This window comes from Streptomyces sp. NPDC059895, from assembly GCF_042731035.1.
Lineage (GTDB): Bacteria > Actinomycetota > Actinomycetes > Streptomycetales > Streptomycetaceae > Streptomyces.
Map to the genome: position 1 here is coordinate 27,629 of NZ_JBHWKO010000030.1, position 13,397 is coordinate 41,025.

Sequence of the window (13,397 nt, forward strand, 5' to 3'; positions counted from 1 at the left end):
CCCCCTGACCGACCTGTCCGGGGGCCACCTCTGACCGACTGGGATGTGCAGCACGTGCGTTTCCTCAACGACATCCAGCCCGCCTACGACCTGACGTACGACGACGTCTTCATGGTGCCGAGCCGCAGCGCGGTCGGATCGCGTCAGGGCGTGGACCTCAGCTCCCCGGACGGCACGGGCACCACCATCCCGCTGGTCGTCGCCAACATGACCGCCGTCGCCGGCCGCCGCATGGCCGAGACCGTGGCCCGGCGCGGCGGGCTCGTGGTGATCCCCCAGGACATCCCCATAGACGTCGTCACCGACGTCATCTCCTGGGTCAAGAGCCGCCACCTCGTGCTGGACACCCCGATCGTGCTCGCCCCGCACCAGACCGTCGCCGACGCGCTGGCCCTGCTGCCCAAGCGGGCGCACGAGGCGGGCGTCGTCGTGGACGAGCACCAGCGGCCGGTCGGCGTCGTCACCGACCGGGACCTCACCGGCGTCGACCGCTTCACGCAGCTCTCCGAGGTCATGTCCCGGGACCTGCTGCTCATCGACGCGGACATAGCGCCGCGCGAGGCCTTCAACAAGCTCGACGCGGCGAACCGGCGCTACGCCCCCGCGGTCGACGCGGACGGCAGGCTGGCCGGCATCCTCACCCGCCGGGGCGCCCTGCGCGCCACGCTGTACACGCCGGCCACCGACGACCGGGGCCGGCTGCGGATCGCCGCCGCCGTCGGCGTCAACGGCGACTTCGCGGGCAAGGCCAAGCTGCTGCTCGACGCGGGCGTCGACACGCTCGTCATCGACACGGCGCACGGCCACCAGGAGTCGATGATCAACGCGATCCGGCTGGTCCGCGACCTCGACCCGCGGGTCCCGATCGTCGCCGGCAACATCGTCTCCGCCGAGGGCGTGAAGGACCTCGTCGACGCGGGTGCCGACATCATCAAGGTCGGCGTCGGCCCCGGCGCCATGTGCACCACCCGCATGATGACCGGCGTCGGCCGCCCGCAGTTCTCCGCCGTCCTGGAGTGCGCCGCCGAGGCACGCAAGTACGGCAGGCACGTGTGGGCCGACGGCGGTGTCCGCCACCCCCGCGACGTCGCCATGGCCCTCGCGGCCGGCGCGTCCAACGTGATGATCGGCTCGTGGTTCGCCGGCACCTACGAGTCGCCGGGCGACCTCCAGCACGACGCCGACGGCCGCGCCTACAAGGAGTCGTTCGGCATGGCGTCGGCGCGCGCCGTGCGCAACCGCACGTCCGAGGAGTCGGCGTACGACCGGGCCCGCAAGGGGCTGTTCGAGGAGGGCATCTCCACCTCCCGCATGTTCCTCGACCCGGACCGCCCCGGCGTCGAGGACCTCATCGACTCGATCATCGCGGGCGTCCGCTCCTCCTGCACCTACGCCGGCGCCGCCTCCCTGGAGGAGTTCGCCGAGAAGGCCATCGTCGGCATCCAGAGCGCCGCCGGCTACGCCGAGGGCAAGCCCCTGCACGCCAGCTGGTAGCTCCACCGGGGAAGCGGGGTCCGCGCCTGCCCGACGGCCGCGACCGGCCGCCAGCCCGTCGTGGCCGGTCGCGCGGTCCCCCGCGCCGGCATCTTCGTCGTCCTCGGAGAGGCGCGTGGCCGTCGTGGTGCTGCGCCGGACCCGTCCCGAGATGCCCCGCACCCCTGGGTGGTCCTCGGGGCCTGGATGGCGGTGGGGCTCGTGGTCTACTTCCTGTACGGCCACCGCCGCTCCCGACTCGCCCCGTCCGAAGTGAAGTGAACCCCCCGCAGTGCTGAACGACCTCGACGAACGCATCGTGCACGCCCTGGCCGAGGACGCCCGCCGCTCCTACGCCGACATCGGGCAGCTCGTCGGCCTGTCCGCGCCCGCCGTCAAACGGCGGGTGGACCGGCTGCGCGCCACCGGCGCCATCACCGGGTTCACGGTGCGCGTCGACCCGGCGGCCCTCGGCTGGGAGACCGAGGGGTTCGTCGAGATCCACTGCCGCCGCAACACCTCGCCGGAGACCATCCAGCGGGGCCTGGAGCGCTACCAGGAGGTCGTCGCCGCCTCCACCGTCACCGGCGACGCGGACGCGATCGCCCAGGTCTTCGCCGCCGACATGCGCCACTTCGAGCGGGTGCTGGAGCGGATCGCGGGGGAGCCGTTCGTGGAACGCACGAAGTCCGTACTGGTGCTCTCCCCGCTCCTGCGCCGCTTCTCTTCGGGCTCGCGCGCCTGAATCAGAGCCGTCGGCCTGGCCACCTGAAAACAGAGCCGTCGGCCCGGCGGCGCCCGAATCAGGCTCATTCGGCCTGTCTGCGCCTGACGCAGAGCCCTTCCGCCCGGCTGCGCCCGATCAGAGTCCTTCCGCCCGCCGCCCGATCGACGACAGCAGCCGTCCGGTGAGGAGGGCGTGCGCGCCCGTGCCGACGACGAGCAGCCGGTAGAGGGCGCCGCCCGGGCCGGGGAACCTGGCCCGGGTCTCCGCCCGCAGCCGGGTGCGGCCCGCGCCGGCCTCGTCGAGGCGGAGGACCAGGGCGTACGTCGAGAAGTAGTGACGCCCCGTCAGGACCAGCTCCCGGGCCGGGGTCGCGGAGTCCGCCCGGAAACCGGGCCACACCGAGCCCTCGGCCGGCGGCCGGGGACCGGACGCCGTCCGGTGGGGGCAGCCCACCAGACGCGCGTAGCCGGACCCGAAGGACCCGTCCAGGACGTCACCGATCCCGCGCCAGACGGCGTCGGCGTCCGCCGCGACCAGCACCGTCCGCTCGTCGACGTACGGCAGTGTGGCGATCTCCATCGAGTCCTCGTTCCGCTGCGCGGCGGGACCGGACCCGCCTACCATCAGATCCATGACCTGGCGACATTGATACACCCGCCGTGCCTCCCGAGGGCCGCCTCGGACGCCGTACCCCCGACGTCCGAACCCGCCCGCCCGGGAAGGCCTCATGACACTCTCACCCGCGCCCGTGCCCGCCACCGGCGTCCGCCGGCTGACGGCCACGCTGTACGGCTACGCGTTCCTCGACGACTTCGTGCTGCTCTACCCGGTGTACGCGCTGCTGTTCGCCGGCACCGGCCTCGCGCTCTGGCAGATCTCCTCCCTCTTCGCCCTCTGGTCGATCACCGGCGTGCTGCTGGAGGTCCCCTCCGGCGTCTGGGCCGACGCCGTCTCGCGCCGGCTGCCGCTGTGGCTCGGCCCGTTGCTCACCGCCGCCGGCTTCGCCCTGTGGGTGACCGTCCCCTCGTACGGCTCCTTCGCGCTCGGCTTCGTCCTGTGGGGCGCGGGCGGGGCGCTCGGCTCCGGTGCGCTGGAGGCACTGGTGTACGACGAGCTGGACCGGCTCGGCGCCGCCGACCGGTACGCGCGGGTCATGGGCCGCTCGCGCGCGGCACGACTGCTCGCCACCATGAGCTCGGCGGGCCTCGCCGGCCCCGTCCTGGCGGTGGGCGGCCACGCCGCCGTCGGCGCGGCGAGCGTCGTGGCCTGTCTGCTGACCGCGGCGACGGCGGCCCGGTTCCCGGAGCACCGGACGCGGCAGGAGACCGGCGCGGACGGCTGGGCGACGACCCTGCGCACCGGGCTCGCCGAAGTCCGCCGGGACCGTTCCGTACGCGGCGCCCTCCTGCTCGTCCCCGCCGTGGCCGCCGTGTGGGGAGCGCTCGACGAGTACACGCCCCTGCTCATCCGTGACCTCGGGGTGGCGGAGGCGACGGTGCCCCACCTGGTCCTGCTGGTCTGGGGCGCGGTCACGGTCGCGAGCCTGCTGACCGGACCGGCCGAACGCCTCGGCACGACCGGCCTCGCGACCCTGCTGGCGGGCGCCGCGCTCGCCCTGGCCGCGGGCGCCACGGCCGAGAGCCCGGCCGGCATCGCCCTGGTGGGCCTCGCCTTCGGCGGCTTCCAGCTCGCCGAGGTGCTCGCCGACGCCCGGCTCCAGCACCGCCTCGACGAATCCCGCCGGGCCACCCTCACCTCCGTCGCGAGCCTGGGCACCGAACTGGTCACGGTCGCCACGTTCGGCGCGTACGCGGTGCTCGGCGCGCGAGCCGCCCACAGCACGGTCTTCGCGATGCTGGCACTGCCCTACCTGGTGACGGCGCTGGTCCTGCGGAGCCGCCGCTGAGCCCGCGCAACGAATCGCCGCCGGCCCGCCGCCGCACGCAACGAACCGCTCACCGGCACGCAACGGCTGCTCCTTGTCCGCCCTGGTCAGCCGCCCGTACCGTCTACGTGGCCCCCCGAACCCCCTCCGTACCGGTGAGGAAACACGCATGCGCACCGCCCTGCTCCAGAGCTCCGGCCGCCCCGGCTCGGTCGCCGGGAACCTCGAGGTTCTCGACGAGGCCGCGGGCCGGGCCGCCGCCGCGGGCGCCGGGCTGCTCGTCGCGCCGGAGATGTTCCTCACCGGGTACGCGATCGGCGACGACATCGCCCGCCTCGCCGAGCCCGCCGACGGCGACTCCGCTGCCGCGGTCGCGGACATCGCGTCCCGGCACGGGCTGGCGCTCGCCTACGGCTACCCCGAGCGGGACGGCGAGGCGGTCCACAACGCCGCCCAGCTGATCTCCGCGGACGGCCACCGCCTGGCCGGCTACCGCAAGACCCACCTCTTCGGCTGCTTCGAACGCGACCGGTTCACGCCGGGCGGGCAGCCGGTCGTCCAGGCCGAGCTGAACGGCCTCACCGTCGGCCTGGTGATCTGCTACGACGTCGAGTTCCCGGAGAACGTCCGCGCCCACGCCCTGGCCGGCACGGACCTGCTGGTGGTGCCGACGGCGCAGATGCACCCCTTCCAGTTCGTCGCCGAGTCGGTGATCCCGGTGCGCGCCTTCGAGAACCAGATGTACGTCGCGTACGTCAACCGGGTCGGCCCCGAGGGCGAGTTCGAGTTCGTCGGGCTCTCCACCCTGGCCGGGCCCGACGGGGTCGCCCGCGCCCGCGCCGGACGCGGTGAGGAACTGGTCCTCGCCGACGCCGACCCCGCGTTCCTCGCCGCCTCCCGCGAGGCGAACCCCTACCTCCGGGACCGCCGCCCCGGCCTCTACGGGTCCCTGGCCCGAACCCCCTGATCCCTCTGTGTCTCTTCCCGTGTCGCAAGGAGTCCGTACCCCATGACGTCCACCGTGCCCAACGCCGTAGAGCACGCCGACGAGCAGCAGCCGCCGATCACCATGTTCGGCCCGGACTTCCCTTACGCCTACGACGACTTCCTCGCCCACCCGGCCGGGCTCGGCCAGGTACCGGCGACCGAGCACGGCACCGAGGTGGCGGTCGTCGGCGGCGGCCTGTCCGGGATCGTGGCCGCGTACGAGCTGATGAAGATGGGCCTGAGGCCGGTGGTCTACGAGGCCGACCGGATCGGCGGCCGGCTGCGGACCGTCGGCTTCGAGGGCTGCGACCCGTCCCTGACCGCCGAGATGGGCGCGATGCGCTTCCCGCCGTCGTCCACGGCGCTCCAGCACTACATCGACCTGGTGGGCCTGGAGACCCGGCCCTTCCCCAACCCGCTCGCCGAGGCGACCCCGTCGACCGTCGTCGACCTCAAGGGCGAGACCCACTACGCCGAGACGCCCGACGACCTCCCGCAGGTCTACCGCGACGTCGCCGACGCCTGGAACCGGTGCCTCGAAGAGGGCGCCGGCTTCTCCGACATGAACCGCGCCCTGCGCGAGCGGGACGTGCCGCGCATCCGGGAGATCTGGGCGAGGCTCGTCGAGAAGCTCGACAACCAGACCTTCTACGGCTTCCTCTGCGACTCCGAGGCCTTCCGCTCCTTCCGCCACCGTGAGATCTTCGGCCAGGTCGGCTTCGGCACGGGCGGCTGGGACACCGACTTCCCGAACTCGATCCTGGAGATCCTGCGGGTCGTCTACACCGAGGCCGACGACCACCACCGCGGCATCGTCGGCGGCTCCCAGCAGCTCCCGCTGCGCCTGTGGGAGCGCGAGCCGGAGAAGATCGTGCACTGGCCGTACGGCACCTCGCTGGCCGCGCTGCACGAGGGCGGCGAGCCCCGCCCGGCGGTGACCCGGCTGAACCGCACCGCGGGCAACGGGATCACGGTGACCGACGCGAACGGCGACATCCGCACCTACCGGGCGGCGGTCTTCACCGCCCAGTCGTGGATGCTGCTGTCGAAGATCGCCTGCGACGACTCGCTCTTCCCGATCGACCACTGGACCGCGATCGAGCGGACCCATTACATGGAGTCCAGCAAGCTCTTCGTGCCCGTGGACCGGCCGTTCTGGCGGGACAAGGCCGTCGACGGCAGGGGGAACCCGACCGGGCGTGACGTGATGTCGATGACGCTCACCGACCGCATGACCCGCGGCACCTACCTGCTCGACGACGGTCCCGACAGGCCGGCCGTGATCTGCCTGTCGTACACCTGGTGCGACGACAGCCTGAAGTGGCTGCCGCTGTCCGCGAACGAGCGGATGGAGGTCATGCTGAAGTCCCTCGGGGAGATCTACCCGGGCGTCGACATCAGGAAGCACGTCATCGGCAACCCGGTGACGGTCTCCTGGGAGAACGAGCCCTACTTCATGGGAGCGTTCAAGGCCAACCTGCCCGGCCACTACCGCTACCAGCGGCGCCTGTTCACCCACTTCGTGCAGGACCGGCTGCCCGAGGACAAGCGGGGCGTCTTCCTCGCCGGCGACGACATCTCCTGGACGGCCGGCTGGGCCGAGGGCGCCGTGCAGACCGCGCTGAACGCGGTCTGGGGGGTCATGCACCACTTCGGCGGGGCGACGGACCCGGCCAACCCGGGCCCCGGCGACGTCTTCGACGAGATCGCGCCGGTGGAACTGCCCGAGGACTGACGGCGCTCACTCGGGCCAGGCGCGCAACGGCGTCAGCAGCATGCGGCCCGCGAAGCCGACCGCCGCGTCGAGGCGGTCGGTGAACTCCTCGGCGAGGTCCGGGAGCCGGCGCAGGGCCCACAGGGCGCGGGCCGCGGACCAGGTGGCGTCGCGGGCGCGCTCCAGGCTCCAGGCGCCGAGGAGATGGGTGAGCGGGTCCGCGATCTGGAGCAGGTCGGGGCCCGGCATCAGCTCTTCGCGGATGCGTTCCTCCAGCGCGACGAGGAACTCGCCCACGCGGTCGAACTCGTCCTCCAGATCGGCCGGTTCGCAGCCGAGACTACGGCAGGCGTCCACGACGGCGAGCGCGAGGTCGTGGCCGATGTGCGCGTTGATGCCCGCGAGCGCGAACTGCGGCGGCCGTACGCCGGGATGGCGGCGGAGCTGGAACAGCGGGCGCCAGCAGGCCGGCGGAGGACGGTCGCGGGCGGCCGCGTCCACGGCCGTGAGGTAGCGCTCCGCGAACCGGACGTCCAGCGTGATCGCGGCCCGCGCGTCCGTGAACCGGCCCGCCTCGATCCGCCGGCCGACCTCCTCCGTGACGGCGAGGTAGACCCGGTTGAAGACCGCGATCCCGTCCCGGGCCGGCAGGCCGGCGTCCAGGGCGCGCATGCGGTGGAGCACTCCGCCGAGGGCGGCGCCGGGAGTGGCCGGGGGCGGGGCGAACTGTTCCGAGTGCGGCATGGGGGAAGGGTGGCAGCCCTAGGCTGGCCCGCGGGCCGACGGCACCGGTGCTTCCCCGGAACGGGGGAACGCGGCCGTCGCGGGGGAGGGGGACAGCACGTGCGGTACTCGCGGGAGGGGAAGACCGTCCGGCGGGGCGTCATGGTGGCCGTCGCCTCGGCCGTGGTCGCCCTGGCCACGGCGGCCGGGATGGTCACGGCGCTCGGCGCCGGCGTCCTCGCCCACCGTGTCCCGGTCCGCCTCCCCGTCCGCCCCGGCGCGGACCCCGGCCCCGGCGGTACGGACCACGACGGCGCCGTCGGCCGTCGCCGGGCGCGGGCAGCGGCAGGCCGCCGGCCTCTACGTCCACCCCGACTCCCAGGTCCGGGACTGGCTCCGGGCCCACCCCGGCGACGCGCGCCGGTCCGTCATCGAGTCCCGCGTCGCGAGCCGGCCGGCCGCGGTGTGGTTCGCCGACCACACGCCCGCGACGATCACCTCCCGGGTCCGCGCGGTCACCTCGGGGGCGGCAGCCCAGGGCCGGGTGCCGGTCCTGGTGCCGTACGCGATCCCGGACCGCGACTGCGGCGGGGCCTCGGAGGGAGGGGCGCCCGACCTCGACGCCTACGGCGCCTGGATCGACCGGTTCGCCGCCGGGCTCGGCTCGCGGGAGGTCGTGGTGATCCTGGAGCCCGACTCGATCGCCCAGACCGACTGCCTCTCCGCGGGGCGGCGGGCCGCCCGGTTCGCCGCGCTGGCCCGCGCCGGCCGGGTCCTGAAGGCGGCGAACCCGAGGGCGCGCGTCTACTACGACGCCGGCCACTCGCACTGGCACGACCCCGCGCACCAGGCCGCCCTGCTGCACCGGGCCGGGGCCGGCTCCGCCGCCTCGGCGGGCATCTTCAGCAACGTCTCCAACTTCCGCGCCACGGCCGACGAGATCGCCTACGACCGGCGGGTCCTCGACGCCCTCGGCGCCCTCGGCGGGCGCGGGGACCTGGGCGCCGTGGTCGACACCAGCCGCAACGGCAACGGCCCGCCCGCCGACGGCCGGTGGTGCGACCCCGACGGGCGCAGGATCGGCCGGGCCCCCACCCTCGACACCGGCGAGGCCCGCGTCGACGCCTACCTGTGGGTGAAGCTCCCCGGCGAGTCCGACGGCTGCAAGGGGGCGCCGGGCACCTTCAGCCCGTCGTACGCCTACGAACTCGCCCGCTGACCGCCGCCGGGCCGGTCCTGCGGCAGGTCCTCGGTGTCGTACGACGACGTGCCCTCGTCCAGCAGGGGCTCCTGCGGCTTGAGGTGAGCGGGGGAGAAGGCACGCAGGGTGTGGTAGCCGGTGATGACGACGAGGGTGCCGAGGGCGATGCCGCTGAGGGAGAAGGTGTCGGTGAACTCCATGGTGACGTTGCCGACGCCGATGATGATGCCGGCGGCGGCGGGGACCAGGTTGAGCGGGTTGCGCAGGTCGACCCCCGCGGTGATCCAGATCTGCGCGCCGAGCAGGCCGATCATGCCGTACAGGATGACGGTGATGCCGCCGAGGACCCCGCCGGGGATCGCGGCCACCACCGCGCCGAACTTGGGGCACACGCCGAACAGCAGCGCGAAGCCGGCGGCGGCCCAGTAGGCGGCGGTGGAGTAGACGCGGGTCGCGGCCATCACGCCGATGTTCTCGGAGTACGTGGTGTTGGGCGGGCCGCCGACCGCGGTGGACAGCACCGAGCCGAGGCCGTCGGCCGCGATGGCCGTGCCCAGCTTGTCGTCGAGCCGCTTGCCGGTCATCTCGCCGACCGCCTTGACGTGTCCCGCGTTCTCCGCGACCAGGGCGATGACGACCGGGAGCGCGACCAGGATCGCCGACCACTCGAAGGACGGGCCGTGGAAGGAGGGCAGGCCGATCCAGTCGGCCTGGCCGACGCCGGAGAGGTCGAGCCGCCAGTGGTCGGTGATCTTGCCGCTCGCGTCCGCGGAGTGGATCCGGCCGAAGACCCGGTCGAACACCCAGGAGATGCCGTAGCCGAAGACCAGGCCGAGGAAGATCGCGACACGGGACCAGAAACCGCGCAGGCAGACCACGGCCAGACCGGTGAACAGCATGACCAGCAGGGCCGTCCACTGGTCCTGCGGCCAGTAGGTGGTGGCGGTGACCGGGGCGAGGTTGAAGCCGATCAGCATCACGACCGCGCCCGTCACGATCGGGGGCATCGCGGCGTGGATGATCCGCGCGCCGAAGCGCTGCACGGCCAGCCCCACCAGGAACAGGGCCACTCCGACGACGAGGACCGCGCCGGTGACGGTGGCGCTCGTGCCGCCCTGCGCGCGGATGACCGCGGCGACGCCCACGAAGGACAGGGAGCAGCCGAGGTAGCTGGGCACCCGGCCGCGGGTGGCGAGGAGGAAGATGACGGTCGCGACGCCCGACATCATGATCGCCAGATTCGGGTCGAGGCCCATCAGGACGGGTGCGACGAAACTCGCCCCGAACATGGCCACCACGTGCTGTGCGCCGAGTCCGACCGTACGGGGCCAGGAGAGCCGTTCGTCGGGGCGGACGACCGCGCCGGGCGCCGGCGTGCGTCCGTCGCCGTGCAGTTTCCAGCGGACGCCAAGATCCATGGTGCGGTTTCGCTTTCGTTCGTGCGGTGCGGGTGCGCGGCCCATTGTCGCGTGAAAACGGAGGGTGAGCGGCCGCTTAGGATAGGGGCGGTTGTCCTGTACACCCATCCTTCTCAGCCGTCCCGCACCTCAGGAGCACCACCCGTGACCGCCCAAGCCCCGACCGCCCCCGCCCCGTCGTACGGCCGGACGGTCCCCGTCACCGTCCACTTCGACGACCTGGACGCGCTGGGACTGCTGCACAACGCCCGCTACCCGCTGCTGGTCGAACGGGCCTGGACCGAGCTGTGGCAGGGCTACGGGGTGCGCTTCGAGGGCGACTGGGCCGCGGCCGGAGACGCCTGCAACGCCGTCAAGGAGCTGCGCGTCACCTACGAGGCCCCGGTCACCCGGCCGGGCGCGTACGCCGTCCACCTGTGGCTGGAGCGGCTCGGCACCACCGGTCTGACGTACGGCTTCCGGTTCTGCTCGCCCGACGGCGCGGTCACGTACGCCCACGGCACCCGGGTCCTCGTCCGGCTGGACGCGGCGACCATGCGCCCGGCGCCGTGGAGCGAGACGCTCAGGTCCGCGGGCCGGGAACTGCTGCGTCCGGCCGGCTGACCTGCGGCCGGTCGCGGTCGCCCGCGCGCAGGACCCCGGCGAACACCACCAGCCCGGCGGCCAGCAGCGTCACCAGCGTGAACGACACCGTCAGACTGGTCGCCTGGGCCAGGCCGCCGATGGCGCTCGGCGCGATCAGCCCCGAGGTGTAGGTGATCGTGGCGACGCCCGCGATGGCCTGACTCGGGTTGGGGCCGCTGCGGCCCGCCGCCGCGAAGCAGAGCGGGACGACGACGGCGATCCCCAGGCCCATGAGCGCGAACCCGCCGATCGCGACGGCGGGATGGTCCGCCACGACGATGAGCAGACCGCCGGCGACGGCGAGGACGCCGCTCGCGCGGACCGTTCGCACGGACCCGTACCGGTCCACGACCCGGTCGCCGACGATCCGCGCGAGCGCCATGGTGAGCGTGAAGCCCGTCGTGCACGCGGCGGCGAGCCCGGCCGAGGAGTCGAGCCGGTCGCGCAGGTAGACCGCCGACCAGTCCAGGCTCGCGCCCTCCGCGAACACGGCGCAGAAGCCCACGGCGCCGATGAGCAGCGCCGACCTCGGCGGCAGGGCGAACCGCGGAGGCGGCTCCTCGTCCTCGGCGGTGTGCAGGTCGAGCACCCAGCCGCAGGCCGCCACCCCCACCGCGGTCAGCACCGCCGCCGCCAGCAGGTGGTGCAGGCGGGCGTCCGAGCCGAGATGCGCGGCGAGCGTCCCGCCGGCCGAGCCGAGCAGGGCGCCCGCGCTCCACATGCCGTGCAGACCGGACATGATCGACCGGCCGAGGCGGTTCTCGACCTCCACGCCGAGCGCGTTCATCGCCACGTCGGCCATCCCCGCCGTCGCGCCGTAGGCGAACAGGGCCAGGCACAGGGTCGCCAGGTTCGGGGCGAGGGACGGCAGGACCAGGGACAGCGTCCACAGGGCGATCAGAGCGCGCAGCGCGTTGCGGGCGCCGAACCGGTGGCTGACGCGCCCGGCGAGCGGCATCGCGACCGACGCGCCGAGCGCGGGGAAGGCGAGCGCGAGCCCGAGCTGACCGGCGCTGACCGACGCGTGGTCCTGGATCCACGGCACCCGGGTGGCGAACGAGCCGGCGACCGCGCCGTGCACGGTGAACACGGCGGCCACGGCGTACCGGGCCCGCCTCACCTCAGGTCGGCCCTTCACCACGTCGCTCATCCTCCACCCTCCCTGACACCAGCGGAGCCGTAAACTATCAGGAACCCTGCCTGATAAATAGTGGGCCGTCCGGCACGGCGTCCGGCGCCCCGTGGGAGGATTCGCCGTATGCCCGCATCCCCGAGCACCGCCCGGGTCATCAACGACCGGCTCGCCCTGCGGTTGATGCAGGATCGGGGCCCGCTGACGGCAGGGCAGCTCAAGCAGCTCACCGGCCTGTCCCGGCCCACCGTCGCCGACCTCGTCGAACGCCTCACCGCCTCCGGCCTGATCGAGGTCGTCGGCGAGGCCGGCGAACAGCGCCGCGGCCCGAACGCCAGGCTCTACGGCATCGCCGCCGACCGCGCCCACCTCGCCGCCCTGGACGTGCGCACCGAGAGCGTCGCGGTCCTCGTGTCCGACCTGGTCGGCCGGGTGCGTGCCGAGGCGTCCGTGCCGATCGGCGGCGACACCGGCACCGGCCCCGCCGTGGAGCAGGCGGTGACGCTGGTCGAGCGGGCGGGCAAGGAGGCCGGGGCCGACCGGCTGCACACCGTGGGCATCGGCGCGCCCGGCCTGATCGACCCCGCGAGCGGTGAACTGCGCGACTCCGGCGGCCTGCCCGCGTGGCACCGCCGCCTGGTCGCCGCCCTCCAGGAACGGCTGCCCGAGGCCCGCGTCAGCGTCGAGAACGAGACCAACCTCGCCGCCCTCGCCGAACAGCGCGAGGGCGCCGCCCGCGACCGCGACACCTTCGTCCTCCTCTGGCTCGGCCACGGCACGGGCGCCGCCGTCGTCCTCGACGGCACCCTGCGCCGGGGCGCCTCCGGCGGCACCGGGGAGATCGGCTTCCTCCCGGTTCCCGGCACGGGCGGCCTGCCCTCGGCGACGGGCTGCGAGGGCGGCTTCCACTCCCTGGCCGGATCGGCGGCGATCGTCGCGCTGGCGGGGGAGCACGGGCTGGAGACGCGGGCCGAGGGCGGCGGACCGGCGGGGGCCGCGCTGGTGCGGGCCGCGCTGCGGGCGGTGGACGAGGCCCACGGCGGCGGGGCGGACCCGGCGCACGCCCGTGCGGCCGCTCCCGGGGGCGGCGGTACGCGCCCCGCCCCGCCCCCCGCGGAGACGGCGCGGGAGGCGCACGCCCGCGCGGCCGCCGGCTTCCTCGACGCCCTCGCCGACCGCCTGGCCGTGGGAGCCGCCAGTGTCGTCGCCGTCCTCGACCCCGGGTGTGTCGTCCTCGGGGGCGAGATCGGACAGGCCGGCGGGCAGGCGCTCGCTGGCCGGGTGGAGGAACGGCTGCGGCGGATGACCCCGCTGCCGACCCAGGTGCGGCCGAGCGGCCTGGGCGGCGGCGCGGTGCTGCGCGGGGCGCTCCTCACGGCCAGGCAGTCCGCGCTGGAGGAACTGTTCGGCACGTCGTGAGGGCAGGGCCGTGGAGGGGGCGATGGTGGGCGCACGGACGTAGATCCCGTACGTCCATGGGTGTGGACTCGACTCGAGTTCGCCTGCCCGAGAG

The 13,397-nt window shown here is 74.1% G+C and carries 11 protein-coding genes and 2 pseudogenes; 9 read left to right on the forward strand and 4 right to left on the reverse strand.

The window, feature by feature from the left end:
- Window positions 1–54 precede the first annotated feature (54 nt).
- The 3 genes and pseudogenes from ACFV9M_RS28285 (at window position 55) to ACFV9M_RS28295 (ending at window position 2,218) form a co-directional block, all read left to right on the forward strand.
- Window positions 55–1,494, forward strand: coding sequence for a GuaB1 family IMP dehydrogenase-related protein (locus ACFV9M_RS28285; protein WP_385067273.1), 1,440 nt, complete (start codon window positions 55–57; stop codon window positions 1,492–1,494).
- Window positions 1,495–1,609: 115 nt separating this feature from the next.
- A pseudogene (locus ACFV9M_RS28290) lies at window positions 1,610–1,755 on the forward strand (amino acid permease C-terminal domain-containing protein); the annotation flags it as partial.
- Between the two features lie 10 nt (window positions 1,756–1,765).
- Window positions 1,766–2,218 (forward strand): Lrp/AsnC family transcriptional regulator, encoded by a 453-nt coding sequence (locus ACFV9M_RS28295; RefSeq protein WP_385067111.1) that lies wholly within the window; start codon window positions 1,766–1,768, stop codon window positions 2,216–2,218.
- A gap of 117 nt (window positions 2,219–2,335) precedes the next feature.
- On the opposite strand, the gene ACFV9M_RS28300 is transcribed toward ACFV9M_RS28295, so the two are convergent.
- Entirely contained in the window at window positions 2,336–2,833 is a 498-nt protein-coding gene (locus tag ACFV9M_RS28300; RefSeq protein ID WP_385067113.1) for a hypothetical protein, read from the reverse strand.
- Between the two features lie 94 nt (window positions 2,834–2,927).
- Here ACFV9M_RS28300 and ACFV9M_RS28305 point away from each other — a divergent pair, with 94 nt between their 5' ends.
- From ACFV9M_RS28305 to ACFV9M_RS28315, 3 genes are all read left to right on the forward strand, one after another.
- Window positions 2,928–4,106 (forward strand): MFS transporter, encoded by a 1,179-nt coding sequence (locus ACFV9M_RS28305; RefSeq protein WP_385067114.1) that lies wholly within the window; start codon window positions 2,928–2,930, stop codon window positions 4,104–4,106.
- A 148-nt stretch (window positions 4,107–4,254) separates the two neighbouring features.
- The gene (locus ACFV9M_RS28310) at window positions 4,255–5,052 is read left to right on the forward strand and encodes a carbon-nitrogen hydrolase family protein (protein ID WP_385067117.1); all 798 of its coding nucleotides are present in this window, start codon (window positions 4,255–4,257) and stop codon (window positions 5,050–5,052) included.
- Window positions 5,053–5,094: 42 nt separating this feature from the next.
- Window positions 5,095–6,807, forward strand: a complete 1,713-nt coding sequence (locus tag ACFV9M_RS28315; RefSeq protein WP_385067120.1) for a flavin monoamine oxidase family protein — start codon at window positions 5,095–5,097, stop codon at window positions 6,805–6,807.
- A gap of 6 nt (window positions 6,808–6,813) precedes the next feature.
- Here ACFV9M_RS28315 and ACFV9M_RS28320 read toward each other — a convergent pair whose 3' ends face one another.
- Window positions 6,814–7,530: a DUF5995 family protein gene (locus ACFV9M_RS28320; protein WP_385067122.1), complete on the reverse strand. Its 717-nt coding sequence runs from the start codon at window positions 7,528–7,530 to the stop codon at window positions 6,814–6,816.
- Between the two features lie 141 nt (window positions 7,531–7,671).
- On the opposite strand from ACFV9M_RS28320, the pseudogene ACFV9M_RS28325 reads away from it, so the two are divergent.
- A pseudogene (locus ACFV9M_RS28325) lies at window positions 7,672–8,728 on the forward strand (glycoside hydrolase family 6 protein).
- Here ACFV9M_RS28325 and ACFV9M_RS28330 read toward each other — a convergent pair.
- Entirely contained in the window at window positions 8,710–10,128 is a 1,419-nt protein-coding gene (locus ACFV9M_RS28330; protein ID WP_385067125.1) for a uracil-xanthine permease family protein, read from the reverse strand. The pseudogene ACFV9M_RS28325 and the gene ACFV9M_RS28330 overlap by 19 nt on opposite strands.
- 144 nt (window positions 10,129–10,272) lie before the next feature.
- Between ACFV9M_RS28330 and ACFV9M_RS28335 the strand changes: the two genes are divergently transcribed.
- On the forward strand, window positions 10,273–10,731 hold the full coding sequence (locus tag ACFV9M_RS28335; protein ID WP_385067126.1) for an acyl-CoA thioesterase: 459 nt from the start codon (window positions 10,273–10,275) through the stop codon (window positions 10,729–10,731).
- Here ACFV9M_RS28335 and ACFV9M_RS28340 read toward each other — a convergent pair.
- Complete coding sequence (locus ACFV9M_RS28340; protein ID WP_385067128.1) at window positions 10,691–11,902, reverse strand: MFS transporter; 1,212 nt, start codon at window positions 11,900–11,902, stop codon at window positions 10,691–10,693. The genes ACFV9M_RS28335 and ACFV9M_RS28340 overlap by 41 nt on opposite strands.
- Window positions 11,903–12,010: 108 nt before the next feature.
- On the opposite strand from ACFV9M_RS28340, the gene ACFV9M_RS28345 reads away from it, so the two are divergent.
- A complete protein-coding gene (locus ACFV9M_RS28345; RefSeq protein WP_385067131.1) occupies window positions 12,011–13,303 on the forward strand; it encodes an ROK family transcriptional regulator in 1,293 nt (430 codons plus the stop codon).
- Window positions 13,304–13,397: the final 94 nt, after the last annotated feature.